General features: G+C 60.4%; 24 protein-coding genes and 1 tRNA gene. 10 read left to right on the forward strand and 15 right to left on the reverse strand.

What is annotated here, in order from left to right; translation table 11 throughout:
- Positions 1-345: 345 nt before the first annotated feature.
- The 12 genes from ABYA88_RS10850 to ABYA88_RS10905 all read right to left on the reverse strand — a co-directional run bounded on the left by ABYA88_RS10850 (position 346) and on the right by ABYA88_RS10905 (position 10,544).
- Positions 346-1,569: a methyltransferase gene (locus tag ABYA88_RS10850; protein ID WP_373187276.1), complete on the reverse strand. Its 1,224-nt coding sequence runs from the start codon at positions 1,567-1,569 to the stop codon at positions 346-348.
- A 6-nt stretch (positions 1,570-1,575) separates the two neighbouring features.
- Entirely contained in the window at positions 1,576-2,253 is a 678-nt protein-coding gene (locus ABYA88_RS10855) for an ABC transporter permease (protein WP_373187308.1), read from the reverse strand.
- 20 nt (positions 2,254-2,273) lie between these two features.
- Positions 2,274-2,966 carry an ABC transporter permease gene (locus ABYA88_RS10860; protein ID WP_373187277.1) on the reverse strand — a complete coding sequence of 231 codons (693 nt, stop codon included), beginning with the start codon at positions 2,964-2,966 and terminating at the stop codon, positions 2,274-2,276.
- 44 nt (positions 2,967-3,010) lie between these two features.
- Entirely contained in the window at positions 3,011-3,760 is a 750-nt protein-coding gene (locus ABYA88_RS10865) for an ABC transporter substrate-binding protein (RefSeq protein ID WP_373187278.1), read from the reverse strand.
- Positions 3,761-3,772: 12 nt separating this feature from the next.
- A complete protein-coding gene (locus ABYA88_RS10870; protein WP_373187279.1) occupies positions 3,773-4,540 on the reverse strand; it encodes an ABC transporter ATP-binding protein in 768 nt (255 codons plus the stop codon).
- A gap of 297 nt (positions 4,541-4,837) precedes the next feature.
- On the reverse strand, positions 4,838-5,254 hold the full coding sequence (locus ABYA88_RS10875; protein WP_373187280.1) for a response regulator: 417 nt from the start codon (positions 5,252-5,254) through the stop codon (positions 4,838-4,840).
- On the reverse strand, positions 5,241-5,516 hold the full coding sequence (locus ABYA88_RS10880; protein ID WP_373187281.1) for an ATPase domain-containing protein: 276 nt from the start codon (positions 5,514-5,516) through the stop codon (positions 5,241-5,243). The genes ABYA88_RS10875 and ABYA88_RS10880 overlap by 14 nt, the downstream gene beginning before the upstream one ends.
- A 192-nt stretch (positions 5,517-5,708) precedes the next feature.
- A tRNA-Phe gene (locus ABYA88_RS10885) sits at positions 5,709-5,784 on the reverse strand.
- Positions 5,785-5,871: 87 nt separating this feature from the next.
- The gene (locus ABYA88_RS10890; protein WP_373187282.1) at positions 5,872-6,144 is read right to left on the reverse strand and encodes an oxidative damage protection protein; all 273 of its coding nucleotides are present in this window, start codon (positions 6,142-6,144) and stop codon (positions 5,872-5,874) included.
- 22 nt (positions 6,145-6,166) lie between these two features.
- Positions 6,167-7,213 carry an A/G-specific adenine glycosylase gene (gene mutY, locus ABYA88_RS10895; RefSeq protein ID WP_373187283.1) on the reverse strand — a complete coding sequence of 349 codons (1,047 nt, stop codon included), beginning with the start codon at positions 7,211-7,213 and terminating at the stop codon, positions 6,167-6,169.
- Positions 7,210-9,384, reverse strand: coding sequence for an AsmA family protein (locus ABYA88_RS10900; RefSeq protein ID WP_373187285.1), 2,175 nt, complete (start codon positions 9,382-9,384; stop codon positions 7,210-7,212). The genes mutY and ABYA88_RS10900 overlap by 4 nt, the downstream gene beginning before the upstream one ends.
- Positions 9,381-10,544, reverse strand: coding sequence for an NAD(P)/FAD-dependent oxidoreductase (locus ABYA88_RS10905; protein ID WP_373187287.1), 1,164 nt, complete (start codon positions 10,542-10,544; stop codon positions 9,381-9,383). Before ABYA88_RS10905 ends, ABYA88_RS10900 begins: the two co-directional genes overlap by 4 nt.
- Before the next feature lie 176 nt (positions 10,545-10,720).
- Between ABYA88_RS10905 and hisB the strand changes: the two genes are divergently transcribed.
- From hisB to hisF, 4 genes are all read left to right on the forward strand, one after another.
- Positions 10,721-11,314 carry an imidazoleglycerol-phosphate dehydratase HisB gene (gene hisB, locus ABYA88_RS10910; protein WP_335606865.1) on the forward strand — a complete coding sequence of 198 codons (594 nt, stop codon included), beginning with the start codon at positions 10,721-10,723 and terminating at the stop codon, positions 11,312-11,314.
- Between the two features lie 3 nt (positions 11,315-11,317).
- Entirely contained in the window at positions 11,318-11,962 is a 645-nt protein-coding gene (hisH, locus tag ABYA88_RS10915) for an imidazole glycerol phosphate synthase subunit HisH (RefSeq protein WP_373187288.1), read from the forward strand.
- Positions 11,963-12,058: 96 nt separating this feature from the next.
- Positions 12,059-12,808 carry a 1-(5-phosphoribosyl)-5-[(5-phosphoribosylamino)methylideneamino]imidazole-4-carboxamide isomerase gene (hisA, locus tag ABYA88_RS10920; RefSeq protein WP_373187290.1) on the forward strand — a complete coding sequence of 250 codons (750 nt, stop codon included), beginning with the start codon at positions 12,059-12,061 and terminating at the stop codon, positions 12,806-12,808.
- Positions 12,809-12,882: 74 nt separating this feature from the next.
- A complete protein-coding gene (gene hisF, locus ABYA88_RS10925) occupies positions 12,883-13,656 on the forward strand; it encodes an imidazole glycerol phosphate synthase subunit HisF (protein ID WP_373187291.1) in 774 nt (257 codons plus the stop codon).
- A gap of 28 nt (positions 13,657-13,684) precedes the next feature.
- On the opposite strand, the gene ABYA88_RS10930 is transcribed toward hisF, so the two are convergent.
- From ABYA88_RS10930 to gpmI, 3 genes are all read right to left on the reverse strand, one after another.
- Positions 13,685-14,986 carry a S41 family peptidase gene (locus tag ABYA88_RS10930; protein ID WP_373187293.1) on the reverse strand — a complete coding sequence of 434 codons (1,302 nt, stop codon included), beginning with the start codon at positions 14,984-14,986 and terminating at the stop codon, positions 13,685-13,687.
- 70 nt (positions 14,987-15,056) lie between these two features.
- Positions 15,057-16,247 (reverse strand): murein hydrolase activator EnvC, encoded by a 1,191-nt coding sequence (locus ABYA88_RS10935; RefSeq protein ID WP_373187295.1) that lies wholly within the window; start codon positions 16,245-16,247, stop codon positions 15,057-15,059.
- A gap of 9 nt (positions 16,248-16,256) precedes the next feature.
- Entirely contained in the window at positions 16,257-17,795 is a 1,539-nt protein-coding gene (gene gpmI / locus ABYA88_RS10940; protein WP_373187297.1) for a 2,3-bisphosphoglycerate-independent phosphoglycerate mutase, read from the reverse strand.
- A 202-nt stretch (positions 17,796-17,997) separates the two neighbouring features.
- On the opposite strand from gpmI, the gene ABYA88_RS10945 reads away from it, so the two are divergent.
- The 6 genes from ABYA88_RS10945 to rsd all read left to right on the forward strand — a co-directional run bounded on the left by ABYA88_RS10945 (position 17,998) and on the right by rsd (position 21,033).
- Positions 17,998-18,432, forward strand: a complete 435-nt coding sequence (locus ABYA88_RS10945) for a rhodanese-like domain-containing protein (protein WP_373187298.1) — start codon at positions 17,998-18,000, stop codon at positions 18,430-18,432.
- A 1-nt stretch (position 18,433) separates the two neighbouring features.
- Entirely contained in the window at positions 18,434-18,691 is a 258-nt protein-coding gene (gene grxC / locus ABYA88_RS10950) for a glutaredoxin 3 (RefSeq protein ID WP_373187300.1), read from the forward strand.
- Between the two features lie 37 nt (positions 18,692-18,728).
- Positions 18,729-19,232, forward strand: coding sequence for a protein-export chaperone SecB (secB, locus tag ABYA88_RS10955; protein WP_373187301.1), 504 nt, complete (start codon positions 18,729-18,731; stop codon positions 19,230-19,232).
- 184 nt (positions 19,233-19,416) lie between these two features.
- Positions 19,417-19,932 (forward strand): disulfide bond formation protein B, encoded by a 516-nt coding sequence (locus ABYA88_RS10960; protein WP_373187303.1) that lies wholly within the window; start codon positions 19,417-19,419, stop codon positions 19,930-19,932.
- A gap of 12 nt (positions 19,933-19,944) precedes the next feature.
- The gene (locus ABYA88_RS10965; protein WP_373187305.1) at positions 19,945-20,466 is read left to right on the forward strand and encodes a DUF3833 domain-containing protein; all 522 of its coding nucleotides are present in this window, start codon (positions 19,945-19,947) and stop codon (positions 20,464-20,466) included.
- Between the two features lie 93 nt (positions 20,467-20,559).
- Positions 20,560-21,033, forward strand: a complete 474-nt coding sequence (gene rsd, locus ABYA88_RS10970) for a sigma D regulator (protein ID WP_373187306.1) — start codon at positions 20,560-20,562, stop codon at positions 21,031-21,033.
- The last annotated feature ends 120 nt before the right edge of the window (positions 21,034-21,153 follow it).

Here is a 21,153-nt window from a genome sequence, read left to right on the forward strand (position 1 = left end):
AGTTGCTCTACCAGCTGAGCTATACCGGCGCGGGGTGCATTATATCTAGGCTGCGTGCTGTGTAAAGACGTCAGAGCCTGTTGTGGTTAAATTTCCTGGAAAAAGACCCTGTGAATAGCGTGATCCAGCTTGTGCATGAAACCTATAGCAGCACTTGACAAAGAGGCCTTAACCTCTTGTTTCTTCTGAATTATCCACTTTGTTTCATTTTTGATCAAGGCGCCACAAGCCGCATTCTGTATGGCTTGCAGCGAGATACCAATAAGTCATCAACATTGTTATGCACAGATGGCGGGGATAAGTGCAAAGACCGCCATCTTGTGGATAAGTCTGTGTGCAAGCCGTTCATAGGCTGGTGATGAGCAGTGCAGAACGCTTCTCGGCAATCAGCAAAAAATTGCGCGGCGTCAGCTCTGACGGGCAGAACAGACCGATCTCCACCTGGTAACCAGCCTCCTGCATGAACAGCGCCCGATCCAGCAGTAGCCACATCTCCAGTGGACGACGAAAAAGACCGCGCAGCAGTTCCAGGTTACGAACTTCGGCTAGCCGCTGCCAGCCGCGCTTTTCCAGGTCAGCCCAGCTGGCAGGCTCCAGCAGATCCAGTCCGTGGTGACCAGCCAGCTCCCGGCAGAATACGGCGATACCGTTTGTCATTGCGCTCTCAGGACGCGACGGGGTCGGCAGGTAGACGTCATGGTTTCGGGTCTCGCGCTGCCACAGATCAAACGCCAGTCGCCAGGCCATGGAACGGTCGCGCAATCGGCGGGTGCGTTGCCCGGCTGTGACGCTCTCCTGCATGGGCAACGCAAGATCATCTTTGCTCAGCTTGAGTTGCGCCTTGCCAGCCATGGCCGACATCGCCGCGTACGTCTGCCCCTCGACGCGGTTATAGCAACAGGGAGCGAGCGCCAGCTGCGAGCATCCATTAGCGACTGCCTGTTGCAGCAGCGTCATGTGTAGCTGTCCGCAGGCATGCAGTGCGACCAGGCTGTGTTCAGTGGTCAGAAGCGGCCATGTCTCGGGGGCGAGCACGTCAGCGTCCTGATGCGTTGCAGTCAGTTGGAACTGCTGGCTGAGCATCTCACCGTCGCGGTTGAGCCGGGCGATCTGTTCGAGGCACAGTAATGGATTGCCGGTCTGCCACGCCAGCAGTCGTCCCAGATGGCCTTTGCCTGCGCACCAGTCGACCCAGTGGCGAACGGGCTGCCGCAGGCGCGCCTGGCTTACCTGGGCAAAGCGGGTAATCTGCTGCCATTTGCGCCCAGGGATATGACGCTGCAGGAGCTCGGGGAAATCGGCAGTCGGGCTGGACGTCCAGTCCGGCACCTGCGTCAACGCGGTGGCTGTCTGCGCGAGCTGGGCAAAGGGTTCAGGCGGGTGCAGCAGATGGGGCTGGTTGTGCGCCCGCTCAGCCTGCTCCAGCGTGCGACTACGCAGCCATGCGGCGAGCTCGGGCCACTGGTTTTCCCAGGCACATTGCCGCTGGGTGAACGGCTTGGCCTGCCAGAGCGCCTGATGCTCGGCAAGCCAGGCGTCCAGTTGCTGGAAGCGCTCGACGAAGTTCATTGGGGTTCAGCGCCTGCGGCTGGCCTCGACCTTGAGCCAGCGCTCGACCAGCTTGAACAGCTGGGTAAAGACAATGGTGATGGTCAGATAGATCAGACCGGCGACGAGAAAGAACAGCTCGAACTGATAGGTCCGCGCGTTGATGCCGCGTACCACGCCCATGATGTCCAGCAGGGTAATGGTGTAGACCACCGCACTGGCCTTGAGCATCAGGATCACCTCGTTGCCATAGGCCGGCAAGCCAATGCGGATGGCGCGTGGCAGGATGATGTACTGCAATGCCTGGCGCCGTGACATCCCCAGCGCGCGCGCCGCTTCGACTTCACCCCCAGGCACGGACTGTATGGCGCCGCGCAGGATCTCGGCGATATAAGCCGCGGTGTGCAGCGTCATGGTGATCAGCGCGCACCAGTAGGGCTCGCGCAGATAAATCCAGAACATGCTGTCGCGCACGGCCTCGAATTGCGAAAGCCCGTAATAGACCAGAAACAGCTGCAGCAGCAGGGGTGTGCCGCGAAAGAAGAAGACGTAGGTATACGGCAGGGCCCGGATGTACCAATGCCGTGAGGCGCGGGCGATGCCTAGGGGGATCGCCAGAATCAGGCCGACCACCACGGCGATGCCGACCAGCTCGAGGGTCAACAGGGTACCGTCGATCAGATCCGGCAGGAACTGCAGAATCATTTCCCAGCGTTCGGCCCAGGTCACAGTTCAGTCCTCGCAAAGCCGCGGTTGGCGCGCCGCTCGAACACGTGCAGCGCAGCCATGATAATCACCGTCAGCCCCAGGTAAATCAGCGCAGCCATGAAATAGAACGTGAATGGCTCCTTGGTCGCATTGGCGGCGAACTGTGCCTTGCGCATGATTTCTTCCAGGCTGATAAGCGACACCAGGGCGGTGTCCTTAAGAAGGATAAGATAGAGATTGCCCAGACCAGGCAACGCGACGCGCCACAATTGCGGCAGGGTAATGCGCCAGAAAATTCGTGTCCGGGACATACCCAGCGCCAGCCCGGCTTCCTTCTGGCCATTCGGGATGGCCAGCAATGCCCCACGAAACACCTCGGTGGCATAGGCACCAAAACATAGCCCCAGCGCCAATGTGCCTGCGAGAAACGGGCTTAGTGTCAGGTAGGGATTGCCGAAGAAGCTGCCCAGGTAATTGAAGATCGACGTAGTGCCGTAATAGGCCAGCAGCACCCAGAGCGTTTCCGGAATGCCACGCACGACTGACGTGTAGAAGCCGCCGGCGCTACGCACCAGCGGATTTTCAGAAATCTTTGCACTGGCACCCAGCAGGCCGAGCAACAGCCCGAGTGCAACGGATGCAAGGGACAAGCGGATGGTCATCCAGGTCCCTTCTATCAGGGCTGGACCAAAACCGTGTAAATCAAACATTGGCGGGTATCAGTTCCGGGCCCCGAAGGGCCCGGCCAGTCAGGTCAATAGATGCTGAAGGGGAAGTACTTGGCGTTGATTTCGGCATAGGTGCCGTCTGCAACGATTTCCTCGAGAGCTTTGTTCAGACGCTCACGCAGGGGATCACCCTTGCGCACAGCAATGCCAATCTTGTCGTTGCTGAATACTGGCTCGCCCTTGAACTCGAAGTTCTTACCTGCCTCGCTCTGCAGCCACTCGTACTGCACGAAGGCGTCTGCCAGCACACCATCGATACGACCGGCGTTCATGTCCAGGTAAGCATTTTCCTGGGTGTCATATAGGCGGATATCGACTACATCGCCCATGTTCTCTTCCAGCCACTGGCCGGCAATAGTTGCACGCTGGGCGCCAATGGTCTTGCCTTCAAGGCTTTCTTCATCAACCCCGAATTCGGACTTCTTGGGTGCGACGAACTGCAGCTTGTTGGTGTAGTACGGAAGGGTGAAGTCCACCGCCTGCTCGCGCTCTTCGGTGATTGACATGGAGGCAACCAGGAAGTCAAAGCGTCGGGTGTTCAGGGCGGGGATGATGCCGTCCCAGTCGGAAATGACCACGGAGCACTCGGCGTCCATCCGCTCGCACAGCGCTTTGGCGATGTCGATATCGAAGCCGGTCACTTCTCCGCTACTGTCGATCATGTTGAATGGAGGGTAAGCACCCTCGGTACCGATGCGCAGCTTGTCGGCCAGGGCCGGGGCACTGAATACCATGGCGGCTGTAACCGCCAACAGAACCTTCTTGTAGCTTTTCATGGGTACTGCTCCTTACTTGTGGCTGGACATGAATTGTCTGCAGCGTTCCGATTTCGAGTGTTCGAAAACCTGCTCCGGCGTACCGATCTCCTCGACCTGACCCTGGTGCAGAAATACAACCTCACTCGACACCTGCCGGGCGAAGCCCATCTCGTGAGTAACCAGCAGCATAGTACGCCCCTCGTCGGCCAGTGCACGAATGACTGACAGCACTTCCTGCACCATTTCGGGATCCAGCGCCGAAGTGGGTTCGTCAAACAGGATCACGCGGGGTTGCATCGCCAGCGTGCGCGCGATGGCCGCACGCTGCTGCTGACCACCGGAAAGCTGCGCCGGGAAAGCGTGGCGTTTGTCGGCGATCCCGACCTTCTCCAGGAAAAGCTCGGCTGCGGCAATAGCATCAGCCTTGGGCTGACCCAGCACACGCCGCGGCGCTTCGATAATATTGTCCAGAATGCTCATGTGCGGCCAGAGATTGAAGCTCTGAAACACAAAGCCGACCCGCGCGCGCAAGCGGTTTATCTGCTTGCTGTCAGCTGCCACCAGCGCACCGTCACGGCCGGGCTTGAGCTTCATCTCTTCGCCGGCAACGATGATCTGACCCTCGTTGGGATTTTCCAGCAGATTGATGCAACGCAACAGGGTGCTCTTGCCCGAGCCGGAAGAACCGAGAATCGAGATGACAGCGCCGTCGTTGGCGACTAGATCGACGCCCTTGAGCACCTCAAGATCACCAAATCGTTTATGCAGATTGCGAACTTCCAGAGCGGGCGGTGTCACGTATGATTTTCCAGATTGGCGCCAGGGGCGTCAGTAAATGTGGCCGGCTTTACTCCGGCGGACCAAACAGTTCCGTCTGCGGTGATGTCTTAATCCTGTAATCAGCAAAACTAGCACAGCTATGCCCCATGACCAAGAACCCTCTCCGGGTCATGTCTCGAATATGCATGCAAAAGTCTTTCCAGATTAAAGCTGATGACGAAATATGCCCCGGCGTTGAGTCTTGAGGGAGGGAGCCAGGTATACGATCAGGTATGGTAGGAAGTTACCGGGAAACTTGCTCGAAAATGGTGCTAATCAGGAGCTTTCGGCCGACGATGACGCGCCTCTGGCAATCAGCGAGGCGACAATTCCCAATAACGAGCCCAGCTCGCCACCCTTGAGGAACACCTGATCGGCCAGGTGATGATCCGGCAGCTCAGTGGGCTGAGCGGAACTCATCAGCAGCACGGGCAACTTCCTCAGTCGGGCATCGCCACGCACTGCGCGCAGGAAAGCTGCGCCATCCATTTCCGGCATCATGTAATCGGTAATGATGACATTGGGGGTAACGTCCTCAAGCAGATCAAGGGCCTCTCTGCCATTTTTTGCAGCCAGTACTTCGTGACCCTCACTTTCCAGAAGGATCTCCATTACCTTTCTTATCGCCCGCTCGTCCTCGGCCAGCAGAATGAGTGGCTTGCCAGACATGCCGGCAACTTCAGCAATCAGCATCTTCCCCCTGAGTCCGGCGATGAGGGTGACCCAGCATTACGCCTTCGGTTTGGCTCATGCGCGAATCGACATGGAATCCGTCCCTGCCAATATGAAATTCGTAAATATGCGGAGAGTTGGCCAGCATCGTCTTGCCCTCGCCCGACCCGCCCTGAAAGATGTACACGGCCTGCGGGAGCAATCCGCCGCAGAGTATCTGGTCGAGTCCGGGAACACCGGTAGCAATGCGCTCCATCTCGGAATGGTCAGTCTTGTTCGTCACTACATGCATCCATTATTCGAGCTTGGCTCTGATTTGAATCAGGCAAGACGGATTCAACGATCAAGACACTAGACGGTGCAGGGTGTCAAAGTTCCGCAGCGCGGCGTGGGCATGATTGAAGGCCCGATTTCGACGAGTCCGCTAAATAATGAACAAAAAAAAACCCGCCATGAAGGCGAGCTTTTCTAGATATGGTGCCCAGAGACGGAATCGAACCGCCGACACGAGGATTTTCAATCCTCTGCTCTACCAACTGAGCTATCTGGGCAACGGGGCGCTATTAAACGGTTTAAGGCCCCGACTGTCAAGCAGCGGCATGAATTATTTGCCATTCTTTCAGCCGCTTACCTGGCTCTCACTCAGCAGGGGGCACATAACCCTCGGCCTGCGCGTAATCCTCTCCGGCAAGGAATTTGTCCATTTCCTGCTGCAGGAACTTGCGGTCCTCGGTGTCCATCATGTTCAACCGACGCTCGTTGATCAGCATCGTCTGGTGCGCCTGCCATTCGTCCCAGGCCTTCTTCGAGACGTCCTGATAGATCGCTTCGCCCTTGGCGCCGGGATAAGGCGGCCGATCCAGGCCGGGCAGCTGCTCTTTGTATTTGCGGCACATCACCATACGGGTCATGGGCGGGTCCTCCTGGATGGGTTCAGATAATCAGTTCGGTCCGCTGGAGCAGTTTCTTGACCGGAGCGGCCAGCCCCAGACGGGTGGGCTGGCGCAGGTTATACCAGACCTGCCCGCTCTCGGCCACGCCATGGTCTGCGGTAACCCGTACCAGCAAGGGCTGAATGTCCAGATGAAAGTGGCTGAAGGTATGACGCAGGGGCTCCAGCGCCTGGGGCTCGTCCGCCTGCCAACCCTGCCGAGCCAGCAGGGCGTCGAGCTGGGCATGATCATCCAGTTGCGGCGGACACCAGAGACCACCCCACAGACCACTGTCGGGGCGGCGCTGTAGCCAGACATCGCCCTGTGGATTGACCACCAGCGGCATCAGGCATTGACGCACAGGTATGCTTTTGCGCGGTCGCGACTCTGGATAGGCGGTCGGCGCACCCAGCATCCGCGCCTCGCAGCCTGCCTGCAGAGGGCAGACCAGACACGTCGGTTTGCTGCGCGTGCAAAGGGTGGCACCCATGTCCATCATCGCCTGGGTATAGTGATTGACCCGGACATGGGGCGTGTGACGCTCGGCAATGGCCCATAGCCGATCATGCACCACCTTCTCCCCCGGCCAGCCCTGCACCGCGTGATAACGCGCGAGCACGCGCTTGACGTTGCCATCCAGAATCGGCGCACGCAGGCCCATGCTCAAACTGGCGATGGCCCCCGCTGTCGACGGCCCGATCCCGGGCAGATCAATCAGCAACTGCAGGTCCCGGGGAAAGTCGCCGCCATATTCGTCGACCACCCGCTGGGCCGCCTTGTGCAGATTGCGCGCGCGACTGTAGTAGCCCAAGCCGGTCCACAGGTGCAGCACCTCGTCAGCCGGTGCCGCAGCCAGCGCCTGCACGTCGGGCAGTGCTGCCATAAAGCGTTCATAGTAGTGAATGACGGTAGCGACCTGGGTCTGCTGCAGCATGATTTCCGACACCCATACCCGGTACGGCGTCATATCGCGCTGCCATGGCAGGTCCTTGCGCCCGTGCAGGTCATACCAGCGCAGCACGGCGTCGGCAAAGCTATCCTGGCTCACTGTCCGAACAGCCCCCGCAGTGCATCGCGCACGGCGGGCGCCTGCTCCTCGAGCTTCTCGCTTATCTTGTCCTCGACCTTGCGTCTGGCCTCGTTACCGAGCAGCTTGCCGGCAAGCTGGGTCACGGCTTCAGAGTCGACCCTGCAGCTGCTCGCGGCATTGTGCAGGTAACCGCTGCAACGGATTGGCCACTCAACGCCAATGTAGCGCTCATTGACCCGGCACGCCGAATCGGGCATTTCGACATTGTCGCCCTCGAGCACCAGGCCGACGCGATAGTCCAGACGCTGGGTAGGCAACGCGATTTCACCGCGGCCCCTGGCGGTAATGCCTGGCAGGTCGGCGACCAGATTGTCGTTGATCACGGTGCCATCAACTATCCGGAAACTGCCCTTCAGCGTGGTGAAAGGGGTGTTCTCGGAGCCTACCGGCGCTGCCAGGGTTTCTCGATTGACCATCGCAATTGCCTGGCAGAGCTGTTGCTCCAGATTGATCCCGAGCAAAGCGCCATCATCCACATTGAACCGGGCCTGACCGTTCAGGCTCGACATCCATTGCTGCATGCTGTTGCCGGTGGCACGTACGTCCATGTCCAGGTCAATAGCACCGCGCAGCTGCGGGGCAACGTCATAGGCTTCCTGAATGGCCAGCGAATCCATGCCGGTGAGTTTTTTCTTCGCGCTCAGGGCGACGGGGCGGGTGCGGGCATCGACTCGACCGGTCGCAGCAAAGTCACCACCAAACATTCCACCCTCGAAGCGCGAAAGCTGGAGCAGGCCATCACGGGCCTTGGCTGCCGCCGCAAAGGGCGCAATCGACTGTCCGGTAAGCACAATCTCCTGCATCTCGAGACTGCCATCGACATCCAGATCTGCAAGCAGACCCAGTGGCAGCACAGGGTCGTCGCTCCAGGCGATGGGAGCTGCCTCACTCTTGCTGCCACCGCTGGTGCCGCTCGGCTGCGGAACCGTCGTCTCGTCGATCGGCGGCAGGTAATCGTCCAGATTGAGACGATCGCCAACGAGCCGGAAGCGCAGCGCCTGTCGCTCGAAATCCGTCAAACCCAGACTGCCGGCGAACTCGTTGCCATCGACCTGCATCTTCAGATCTTCCAGCATCAGGCTGCTCGCCGACCCGGCAAGAGCTGACGACAGCGAAACCGCTTCGAGCGCCCGTGGATTAGCGGTTTCCGGCAGCTCCTGGCCCAGCGCCTCGATCAGCCCGCGGGCGTTGAACTGAGCCACATCCAGTCGTCCGGCAAGCTGCATGTCCTGATCCAGCTGCGTGGCCTTGATCCGGCCGGTGGCGCGCAGATCGTCCAGCGACAGGCGCACCTGGTCGAGCTCGGCCACCCGGGCACCCAGATCGAGCACACCATCAGCCTGCAACTGCAGCGAAACAGCCCGACCCGAAAGTGGCGCGCCGCTGGCGTCCAGATTGAGATTGATCGCGTCGAACTGGTAGCGCTCCAACCCCCGATCGAACTGGGCCACGGTCTGCAGGTCGATCCGCAACCGCAACGCCGGCTGTTCGGTAGTCAGGAGGCCGATAAAGGAAACATCAAATGGCTTACCCTCGACCAGCGCCCCGGTCTTCAGGTTGACGTCGTTGAGCTGCACCTGCTGACCGGTTTTCCGGTCCTCGTAAAGAATTCGGGCATTGGTGATATTTACGCTCTGTACCGCTATATCCAGCTCCTGCCCCTGCTCGGCGCCGGGCTCGGCACCCGGCTCGTTGGCCGGCGTGTCGTCCTTGGTCGTAGCTTCGCTGCGCGGCCCGACCGTCTCCCAGTTACCCTGACCATCGGCATCCCTGACCAGGCTGAGACTGACATTATTGAGTATCACATCACTGAAGCGCAGCTGCCGGCGCAGCAACGGCAGCACCTCGACGCCCAGACCCAGGCTGCCGACCTCGGCAAGTGGCTGATCCGGCCGGTCGACAGGTGCTATGCCCACCTGCTCGAGCTCGATGCCCAGCCAGGGAAACAGCGACCAGCCAATATCGCCGTCCAGGGTCAGCTCCACGTTGGCTTTGTCACGTGCGGCCTCGCGGATGTTGTCCTTGTAGTCATTGGGATCGAATATCCGGGTCAGGAAAAACAACAGGGCGATGGCGAGCAGTAGCACACCGAAAATCACCAGTCCCAGGACCTTGCCAAGCGCTTTCATGGATGTTCCTTGTCAGCAGTGCGGGGCGTTACGCCCTTTGTCATAGGGTAGAGGGTGTCGAGGCGCATGACCACTTCCTTGGCCAATGCCAGGCTCGCAGTGAGACCCGGCGACTCGATGCCGAACAGGTTAATGAGTCCCTCTATAGCATGCTCACGTTGATCCTGTATCACGAAGTCCGCTGCCGGCTCCCCGGGGCCGCTGAGCTTGGCTCGGACACCGGCGTACCCGGGCACCAGGCGGGCCGCATCGCAGGCGGGCCAGTAACGCCGCACTGCACGGGCGAATTCGTCAGCCAATGTTTCCCCGACGCTGTAGTCGATCTGCCGGAGAAACCGCACGTCCGGCCCAAAACGGACCTGGCCCGCCATGTCCAGCGTGGCATGCACGCCCAGGCCGGACGTATTGGTCTGGGGCATCGGATAGACCAGATGAGTGAATGGCGAGCGCCCGCTGTAGGTCAGGTAGCGCCCTTGGCACAGATGCAGGGACGGTATGCGGTGGCCTGGCATACCCTCCACCGCACCGGCCAGCCGCTGGGCAAAAAGCCCCCCGGCGTTAACCAGAAAACGGCAGTCAAGACTGAACACCTCGCCGGCGCTGCTGCCGTGCAACTGCAGCCCGCGCGACGATGGCACCACACGATCGACCTGTGTGCGATAACTGACCGAGCCACCGGCAGACTGCAACGCAGCCTCCAGTGACTGCATCAATGCATGGCTGTCGACGATACCGGTCAGGGGCGAGAACAGGCCTGCCACCGCCCTGATCTCAGGCTCGACCTGCGCAACGGCCGCAGCATCCAGCCAGTCAAGCTGCGTACCGCAGGCCGCGGCATTCTTCTGGAGCGCCCGCAGCGCGGGCAGTTCATTATCTTCAACGGCGACCAGAAGCTTGCCGACACGCCGATGCGGCACGCCGCGCTCGGCGCACCAGCGATAGAGCAGTTCGCGCCCCTCAACGCACAGCCGCGCCTTCAGTGATCCGGGCGGATAGTACAGGCCGGCATGGATTACCTCACTGTTGCGGCTGGAGGCATGCTGGCCGGGCCAGGCCTCCTTCTCCAGCACCAGCACCTCATGCCCGGCCGCAGCAAGCTCTTGCGCAACCGCGAGCCCGATCACGCCGGCGCCTACCACTACTGTCTGTAATTCGCTCATCACCCTATTCTGCCCTGAGCATGGCCCCAGGAGAAGGTCTGGCCAAAGCAGCGGCAGCTCGATATCACCTGCCCGGATCGAACCCATACACACAAGCAATCAGTACGCGGTAGCCCCCCGCCCGGGCTGCACGTATAATGCCCCCCCTTGATAGATCACTCAGCGGAGAAAAAGCCATGGCGGAGCGCAAGGCAAGCGTCGAGCGCAACACTCTGGAAACCCAGGTCAGAGTCGACATCAACCTGGACGGCACCGGACAGTCGGACTTTGACATCGGTGTACCCTTTCTGGAGCACATGCTTGACCAGATCGCCCGGCACGGGCTGATCGACATGAGCATCAAATCGCGTGGCGACCTGCACATCGACGACCACCACACCGTGGAAGACGTCGGCATCACCCTGGGCATGGCTTTCGCCAAGGCCGTGGGCGACAAGAAAGGGTTGCGTCGCTACGGCCATGCCTACGTCCCGCTGGATGAAGCGCTGTCGCGCGTGGTGATCGATTTTTCCGGTCGGCCCGGCCTGCACATGCATGTGGACTTTACCCGTGCCAGCGTGGGTGGATTCGACGTGGATCTGTTTGGCGAGTTCTTCCAGGGCTTCGTCAACCATTCACAGACCACGCTGCACATCGACAATCTGCGTGGCGTGAACACGCACCACCAGATCGAGACGGTGTTCAAGGCCTTTGGCCGGGCACTGCGCATGGCGGTCGAGGAAGATCCGCGCATGAGCGGCATGATGCCCTCTACCAAAGGGTGTCTGTAACCCATGGCTGGTGGTCAGGTAGCGGTAATCGACTACGGCATGGGTAATCTGCACTCGGTCGCCAAGGCGCTGGAGCATGTCGGCGCGAGCCGCGTCGAGGTAACCAGTGACCCGCAGATCATTCTGGCTGCGGATCGGGTGGTATTGCCCGGTGTTGGTGCCATCCGCGACTGCATGAGCGAGCTGCGCCAGCTCGGACTGGATGCGGTCGTCCGCCAGGTCGTGCGCGAGAAGCCCCTGCTAGGCGTATGCGTGGGCATGCAGATGTTGCTCGAGCACAGCGAGGAGAACGCTGGCGTGGAAGGGCTCGGCCTGTTTCCCGGCAAGGTCAGCTTCTTCGGCAACGAGCTGTACGACGGCGAGCAGCGTCTGAAGGTACCGCACATGGGCTGGAATCAGGTCAAGCAGACGATCGACCACCCGATGTGGCACCGCGTCGAGCAGGATGCGCGCTTCTACTTCGTGCACAGCTACCATGCCCAGCCCGAGCGCAACACGCATGTCGCCGGACGCTGCCACTACGGTGTAGATTTTGCAGCCGCGATGATCCAGGACAACCTGTTTGCCACCCAGTTTCACCCGGAGAAAAGCCATACCAACGGCCTGCAGCTGCTGCAGAACTTTCTCGCCTGGGATGGGCGCTGGTAGAAACCCGAGCGGCAAGCTGCAATCAACAAGCTACAAGCCCTCTCGCTTGCAGCTTGGGGCTTGAGGCTTGAAGCTCTTTTTCCAAAGGAAAAAGTCATGCTAATAATCCCCGCTATCGATCTCAAGGACGGCGCCTGCGTACGCCTGCGCCAGGGCCTGATGGACGATGCCACGGTATTCTCCGACGACCCGGTGGCCATGGCTGCCAAGTGGGTAGCCGCAGGCTGCCGGCGCCTGCACCTGGTCGACCTGAACGGCGCCTTCGAAGGCAAGCCGGTCAACGGTGAAGTCGTTACCGCGATCGCCCGCGCCTACCCCGACCTGCCGATCCAGATCGGCGGTGGCATTCGTTCCCTAGAGACTATCGAGCATTACGTGCGCGCCGGTGTCAGCTACGTGATCATCGGTACCAAGGCAGTCAAGCAACCGGAATTCGTTGCAGAGGCCTGCCGCGCGTTTCCGGGTAAGGTGATTGTCGGTCTTGATGCCAAAGACGGCTTTGTTGCCACCGACGGCTGGGCCGAGGTCAGTAGCGTACAGGCAGTGGATCTGGCGCGCCGCTTCGAAGCGGATGGCGTCTCGGCGATCGTCTACACCGACATTGCCAAGGACGGCATGATGCAAGGCTGCAACGTCGAGGCCACAGCGGCCCTGGCCAACGCCACGTCCATTCCGGTTATTGCCTCGGGCGGCATTCATCATCTGGGCGATATTCAGGCCCTGCTAGACGCCGGAGCCCCCGGCATTGTCGGCGCGATTACCGGGCGGGCGATCTATGAAGGCACGCTGGATGTGGCAGAAGCCCAGGCGTTGTGCGACAAACAGGCGGCAAGCCGCACGCGCTGAGCAAGCGCGCACCGCTCAATGGAATTAGCTTGCAGCTTGAAGCCTGGCGCTTGAGCTGCTCTCGGAGAAAACCGATGGGTCTCGCTAAACGCATTATCCCCTGCCTCGACGTCGACAACGGTCGCGTGGTCAAGGGTGTGCAGTTCGAAAACATCCGTGATGCCGGCGATCCGGTCGAGGTCGCCCGGCGTTACAACGAGCAGGGTGCCGATGAAATCACTTTTCTCGATATTACTGCCAGCCATCAGGAACGCGACACCACCCTGCATACCGTCGAGCGCATGGCCAGCCAGGTCTTTATCCCGCTGACGGTGGGGGGCGGCGTGCGCACTATTCAGGATATCCGCAACCTGCTCAACGCCGGCGCCGACAAGGTATCGATCAATACCGCTGCAGTGTTCAATCCCGAGTTTGTGGGCGAGGCGGCAGACCGTTTCGGTTCCCAGTGCATCGTCGTAGCCATCGACGCCAAGCGCGTGTCGGCAGACGGCGAGACCCCGCGCTGGGAGATCTTTACCCATGGCGGGCGCAAGCCCACCGGTCTTGATGCAGTCGAGTGGGCCTTCAAGATGCAAGAGCTGGGTGCGGGCGAGATTCTGCTAACCAGCATGGATCAGGATGGCATGAAGAGCGGTTTCGATCTGGGGGTCACCCGTGCGATCAGCGATCGGCTGCACATTCCGGTGATTGCCTCCGGCGGGGTCGGCAATCTGCAACACCTGGCGGACGGTGTGCAGCAGGGTGGCGCCGATGCGGTGCTGGCGGCGAGTATTTTTCACTTCGGCGAATATTCGATAGCCCAGGCCAAGCAATACATGGCCGAACGCGGCATCGAAATGCGACTCTGAAGGGGCCTTCAGAGTCGGCTTTACGGCGTTAATCTCGCGCGCGCGAGATATTCAGGCCCTTGAGCAGATTGAGCGCCTGATTCAGTTGGTAATCGGCGTCCTGCGGGCGCAACGGCTTGTCCGGCGTATTTACGGTAGGCCGTTCGATACCATTCTCGTTGGACAAATGGCCGGCCAGATCGGCCTCGCGCACTCCCATTTCGCCCTCTCCCCGGGTCAGCTTGGCCTGCTCTACCTCGATATCCGGCTCTATGCCCTGCGCCTGAATCGAGCGTCCGTCAGGCGTGTAATAAAGAGCTGTGGTCAGCTTCAGGGCGCGGTCATTGTTCAATGGCAGTACCGTCTGCACCGAACCCTTGCCGAAGGTATCGGTACCCATGATGACTGCTCGACCATGATCCTGTAGCGCACCGGCAACAATTTCCGAAGCCGAGGCCGAGCCGCCGTTGATCAGTACGACGGTCGGGACACCCTTGCTCGGGTCGCGGCTGGTGGCACTGAAGCGCAAGTCGGAATTGCTCAGGCGGCCCTGGGTGTAAACAATAAGACCCGAATCAAGGAAGCTGTCGGCCACCTCGACTGCAGCCTGCAGAACGCCGCCGGGATTATTGCGCAAATCCAGCACCAGCCCCTTCAGCTTGCCATCGGCATTGAGCTTCTCGAGCTGCCTGCGGACTTCATCGCCGGTATTGACCTGGAATTGGGTAAGCCGCATGTAGGCATAACCGGGATCGAGCTGTTCGGTACGCACGCTGGCAACCTTGACCACAGCCCGCTCAAGCTCTACCTCGAAGGGTCTGCCATCGTCGCGGATCACGGTAAGCGTGATACTGGTACCGGGCTCGCCACGCATTTTCTCCACCGCATCCATGATGCTCATGCCCTTGACCGGCTCGTCATCGATCTTGACGATCAGATCGCCGGACTCGATACCGGCGCGGGCTGCAGGAGTGTCATCAATCGGCGAGATTACCTTGATGAAACCGTCTTCCTGCCCAATCTCTATACCCAGGCCGCCAAATTGTCCGCTGGTAGTGTCCTGCAGACCACGGAAGGCTTCCGGATCCAGGTAGGCAGAATGCGGGTCCAGTCCATCAAGCATCCCGCGAATCGCGTTCTCGAGCAGGGTGGCGTCGTCGACCGGCTCAACATAGGCTGTGCGTATGCGCTCCATCACCTCGACAAAAGTCCGTAGCTCGTTAAGCGGCAAAGGCGCGGCAGCGCTCTGCTCCTGGGCTGGCGCAGGCGCGGTGGTTTCCTGGGCCTGCACAGGCCCGAGGACAAAAGCCAGGCTGATGCAGGCAGCTAGCAGGGTACGCACAGCAGTCATCGATCTCTCCCAACGCAGGGCTTAACAGACAGGTAAGGAAACGCACTTGCAGAACATGGCCGCTGGCACTTCATCCCGACAGCATACACCAGGCTGCGGGATCCAGCGCGCGGCCCTGGTGGCGAATTGCGAAATACAGGGCGGGGCTGTTCAGCCCGCCACTGGCTCCCACCGTGGAGACCGCCTCGCCGGGTTGCACCCAGGTGCCGACCTCCTTCAATACGCTCTGATTATGCCCATATAGGCTCAGATAGCCGCTACCGTGATCGAGAATAACCAGCAAACCCGAGCCGCGCAGCCAGTCCGCGAAGACTACCCTGCCGCCATGAATCGCATGCACCGGACTGCCCTGGGAGGCGCCAATCAGCAACCCGTCCCATTTCAGCCGGGAGTCACCACCGCGCTGACTGCCGTAGCGCGCCTGGATCGGGCCTTTTACCGGTAGCGGCAGTTTACCCTTGGCCTTGGCGAAAGGCAGACTGCCTGCCGGCGTGGGAATACTGGTGATGGCCTCGTCGATCGACTTGATCAGTTTTTCCAGACCGGCGCGTTCGGCCTGGGCACTCGCCAGCTTTTCGCCCTGGCTGCGGCTGCGACCCTGCAAGCTGGCAAGAAGAGCCGTTCGCTCGGTCTGCTGGGCCTGCAGCTCGCGCGTATTGACTGCCAACTGCTCTCGACCCTGCTCCAACAAAGCCTGTTGCTCGACGATCTCGGCGCTGGCCTGGCGGATTTGCTCCAGTGTATCGGTGTAGCGGGTCACCTCGTCCATCCGCGCGCTGGTGAGATACTGGTAATAGCGCATCATGCGCGCCATGCGCGCCGGATCATCCTGGTTGAGCATCAGTTTGAGGTAGTCCTGCTGCCCGGCCATGTAGGCGGCGCGCGCCTGGCGGGCAATCTGATCCTGCTGCTCGGTCAGTGCGACCTGCAAAGCCGCAGCCTGCTCTCGCAGATTGCGGACACGGGTTCCGCCTTCACGGATTTTTTCCTCTATTTCTTCGCTCTCGCGCCGCAGGCGGCCAATTTCGCTTTCACTCTGCTTGAGCTCGGATTCCAGCCCCGACATCTCGTGCTTGAAGTTCTTGAGCATGTCTTTCAGACGGGCGATCTCCGCCTTGGTCTGGTCCAGCTCGGCACGGGCTTCGCGGGAGTCGGCCGGCGACTCCTGCGCCGCCAGCGGTGCGGCACATAACAGCCCTGCCAGAGCCGCACCGGCGTACCAGGGCAATGAAGCTGTGCGGGAAGTCCGGAACATGCCCATGGTGTTGCCTCAGGATTGCAGCGTAACGAGCGAACGGCCGGTCATTTCGGCCGGCTTGGGCAGCCCCAGCAATGTCAGCATCGTCGGCGCAACGTCCGACAGGATTCCGCCATCGCGCATGCTGACCTGCCGCGGACCAACATAAACGAACGGCACCGGCTCGCAGGTGTGCGCGGTATGCGCCTGACCGGTGTCATGGTCCGACATCTTCTCGACGTTGCCATGATCGGCCGTGATCAGCGCCTCGCCACCGACCCGCTCCAACGCCTCGCGGATGCGGCTGATACAGCCGTCCAGGCATTCGACTGCCTTGACCGCGGCATCGAAGTCCCCGGTATGCCCGACCATGTCGCCATTGGCGTAGTTGACAATGATCACGTCATAACGCTGCTGATCAATCGCCTCAACGATACGGTCGGTGACTTCCGGCGCACTCATTTCCGGCTGCAGGTCATAGGTGGCCACCTGCGGCGACGGAATCAGGATGCGCTCCTCGCCCTCGAAGGGGTCTTCGCGGCCACCGGAAAAGAAAAAGGTCACGTGGGCGTACTTCTCGGTTTCAGCAATGCGTAGCTGCGTCTTGCCCTGGCTGGCCAGGTATTCACCCAGCACGTTATCCAGTGACGCTGGCGGGTAGGCACAGGGCGCGGGGATATCTGCCGCATAGCGGGTCAGCATCACGAAGTCGGCAATCTGTGGTTGGCGCTTGCGAGCAAACCCGTCGAAGTCGGGCTCTACGAAAGCGCGGCTCAGTTCGCGGGCGCGGTCAGCGCGGAAATTCATGAATACCACCGCGTCGCCGTCGGCAACCGGTGCGGGCTCACCGATGCGCGTGGCCTTGACGAATTCGTCATTTTCGCCGCGCTCGTAAGCCGCGAGCAGTCCGTCTTCTGCGCTGGCTGCAGTAAACTGCGCTTCGCCGTCGACAATCAGGTTATAGGCCGACTCGACCCGGTCCCAGCGATTGTCGCGATCCATCGCAAAGTACCGTCCGATCAGTGTCGCGGTGCGGCCCTTGCCGAGGCGCTGATAGGCCTGCTCCAGCATCTCCAGCGATGCCTTGGCGCTTCGCGGTGGCGTATCGCGGCCATCCAGAAAGGCATGCACGAAGATTTTCTCGGCGCCGCGGCGCACCGCCAGATCCATCATGGCCACCAGATGGTCCTCGTGGCTGTGTACGCCCCCGGGGGAGACCAGCCCCATGACGTGGACTGCACCATTACCCGCGACCGCCTTGTCCACAGCCTCGCAGATCGTCGGGTTGTTGAAGAACTCGCCATCGGCGATCGCCTTGGTTACCCGGGTAAAATCCTGATATACGACGCGGCCGGCGCCCAGATTCATGTGACCGACCTCGGAGTTACCCATTTGCCCGTCCGGCAGTCCGACATCCATACCCGAGCCGGATATCAGCGTGTGCGGCGCTTTGGCCCAGAGGCTATCCCATACCGGGGTGCGGGCAGCCATGATGGCGTTGGAATCGGGCGATTCACTGTGGCCGAAACCATCGAGAATCATCAGGACCAGGGGTTTGGGAGCAACTGTCATGGAAACGACTCACAAAAATATTTGAATGATCGAATAGCGACCCGGGCCGCGCGGCGGGCCGGGCGAGCGCGATGCCAACAGTCTACTGCGCCGGCCCCGGCCTGTCATGCTGCAACACCCCGCGCACCATTCGGCAGGGATGGTTCTGCCACTGCCGACTGCTGTGTATACTGGCGGACTTTATTTATCCGGAAGTGCTCGCATGCAACGCGTTATCGATTTCTTTACCCAGTTCGCCGAATTTCTCGGCAACCATCCGTTCCTGGCCGCCGCTTTCCTGGTGGTGATGACTCTTCTGATCGTCACCGAAGGCCGCAAGGCCGGCAAGACCGTTTCCACCCAGCAGGCCACCACGCTGATCAACCGCGAGAACGCTGTGGTAGTCGACCTGCGATCGAAAAAAGACTATGCCGCAGGTCACATTGTCGATTCGATCAACATTCCATTCGATAGTTTAGGGAAGCGTCTGAACGACCTGGACAAATACAAGGGCCGGCCGATTATTCTTGCCTGCGCCAGCGGGCAGCATGCTGGCTCCTGTGCCAAGCAACTCAAGGCCGCCGGCCACGACAATGTCAGCCGTCTCAGCGGTGGCATGAGCAGCTGGCGCGCCGACAGCCTCCCAGTGGTGAAATGATATGACCGACGTAACGATTTATAGCAGCAACTATTGCCCCTTCTGCATCCGCGCCAAGCAGTTACTCGATGCCAAGCGTGTGAAGTACAAAGAGATCCGTGTCGACGGCCAGCCCAAGGTGCGCGCAGAAATGACGCGCCTGGCCGGCGGCGCCACTTCGGTGCCACAGATCTGGATCGGCGAAACCCATGTCGGCGGTTGCGACGAGCTGCATGCGCTGGAACGCGCTAGCAAACTTGACCGCATGCTCGCCAGCTGAGCCACCTTCAAACAAGACCACAACACAAGGACCTAACATGGCCGACGAAAACCAGAACAGCCAGGGTGCCAACGGCGCTGCAGACCAGCAGCCCCAGGTACAGTTCACGCTCCAGCGCATCTACGTGAAGGATCTGTCCTTCGAATCACCCAAGGCGCCGGCAGTATTCCAGTCGCAGTGGAATCCCCACGTCAATCTGGACCTGAACACGCGTCACAGCGAACTGCAGGAAGGCATTCACGAAGTCGTGCTGAGCCTGTCTGCCACTGTTACCAACGGTGAAGACGACGTGACCTTCATTGCCGAAGTCCAGCAAGCCGGCATTTTCGCGATCAGCGGCCTGGATGAGGCTGGCATGCGCCACACCCTTGGTGCATTCTGCCCCAACATCCTTTTCCCGTATGCGCGCGAAGCGGTCGACAATCTGGTGCTGCGCGGCAGCTTCCCGCCCCTGATGCTATCACCGGTGAACTTCGATGCGCTGTTCGCCCAGGCCGAGCAGCGTCGTACCGCCGAGGCCGAGGCTGGCGAAAAGAGCTGAGCCCCTGGTCAGCCAGACTCTGACTGTCCGGGTGTTGCCGGCATCTGCCGCCGCACCCGGCTATGGCTTCCCGCGCGCTTAACTGCGCTACTGTTACAGCCCCATTATTCCGCGCCCCCGCTTGTCAGCCCGCACGCCTTGAACTACTGTAATCCGCCTGCCAATACCAACAGACGGAAACCCCATGGCCCTACCTGCCTCCCGCCCCCTTTATCTGCTTGCGCTGATCGCGTGCGTGATATTGATGGGTGTCGCCCTGTATCTCGAACACGTCGTCGGACTCATACCCTGCCCGCTGTGTATTATCCAGCGCGTACTGCTTGTCCTCGTCGGACTGGTCTGCCTGGTCGCCCTGATCCACCATCCGCGTTCCGCGCCTCCAGCCAGAAGACCTGCAGCTGCACGACTCTATGCCGGCGGCGTGAGCTTTTTCGCCGTTCTCGGCGCGGCAGTGGCCGGGCGCCAGGTCTGGCTGCAGCACCAGCCTGCCGACCAGCTGCCCTCATGTCTGCCCAGCCTCGACTACATGATCGACGTTCTGCCCCTGCAGGACATCATGCGCATGCTGTTCAGCGGCACCGCCGATTGCGCCAAGGTGGACTGGACCTTTCTCGGCCTGAGTATCGCCGAAGGCACGCTGCTGGCATTCATTGCATTCAGTCTATTCGGGCTGATCCAGTTGTTTCGCAGTACCGACTGACACGGAGGCCCCATGCGCCTGATCATCGCTCTTGTATGTGCATTATCATTGGCTGGCTGCGCCAGCCCTGAGGTTGAGGATTACGCCAGCGCCACGCCGAAACTGAGCCTGCAGGACTACTTCGACGGGGAACTCGAAGCCTGGGGTATGTTCCAGAAGCGCAATGGCGAGGTAGCGCGCCGCTTCCATGTGCGCATGATCGGCAGCTGGGACGGGGACACCGGGATCCTTGACGAATATTTCACCTATTCCGACGGCACCACCGAACGTAGGGTCTGGACGCTGGTCAAACAGCCTGACGGCACTTGGCGTGGCACCGCCGATGATGTCGAAGGTGAAGCCGTCGGCGAGGTTTCCGGCAACACTTTTCACTGGCGCTACACATTGCAGCTTGAGGTCGATGGCAGCACCTGGCTGGTCGACTTCGACGACTGGATGTATCTGATCGACGACAAGGTCATGCTCAATCGCGCGGTGATGTCTAAATGGGGCATCGAGCTGGGGCAGGTTACCCTCAGCTTCATCAAGCCTTGATGCCGGCACCCTGGCTGACCTATGCTGTCCAACCAAAGGGATCGAAGGGCTCTGGTCCCGGCCCAACCAGCCAATTGCGAGTAGAGGTGGATCATGCTGGAGAGTTGCACAACAGCCCAGGAACGTTGGGGCGGTGTACATAAACTGATTGACCGCTGGCTGGCAGAGCGCAAGCAAATGGTTCAACAATATACTCAGTTGCGACAGACCGCAGAAACCGGCGAGGCTGCACATCCTGCTCTCGAGTCCTTTTGCGACATCCTGGTCGACTATGTTTCCGCCGGCCACTTCGAAGTCTACGAACAGCTGATCCGTGAAGCGGAGGCTTTTCAGGATCAGGGCGGCCTGGCACTCGCACGTCAGCTCTATCCGCGAATCGAGAAGATCACGCAGAGCGCCGTACACTTCAACGACCAGTATGGTAGGGCCGGTTCAGACGGTGACCAGGATCAGATGCATAAACAACTGCTCCAGCTCGGTGGCCTCCTGCATGAACGTTTCGAGCTCGAGGACTGTCTTATTGAAGTACTGCATACCGCCCACCAGGACATGCTCAGCGCCAGCTGAGCGCAATGGAGCTTGATGTGACAAGCAAAGACAAAGACAACGGCACGCAGTCAGCCACAGTCATCACTCCGCTGCATCTGCTGCAGACGCTTACCCGCACGCTGAACGAACATCTGGCTG

The sequence above is a fragment of the Halopseudomonas sp. genome, from assembly GCF_041579695.1.
Taxonomy (GTDB): domain Bacteria; phylum Pseudomonadota; class Gammaproteobacteria; order Pseudomonadales; family Pseudomonadaceae; genus Halopseudomonas.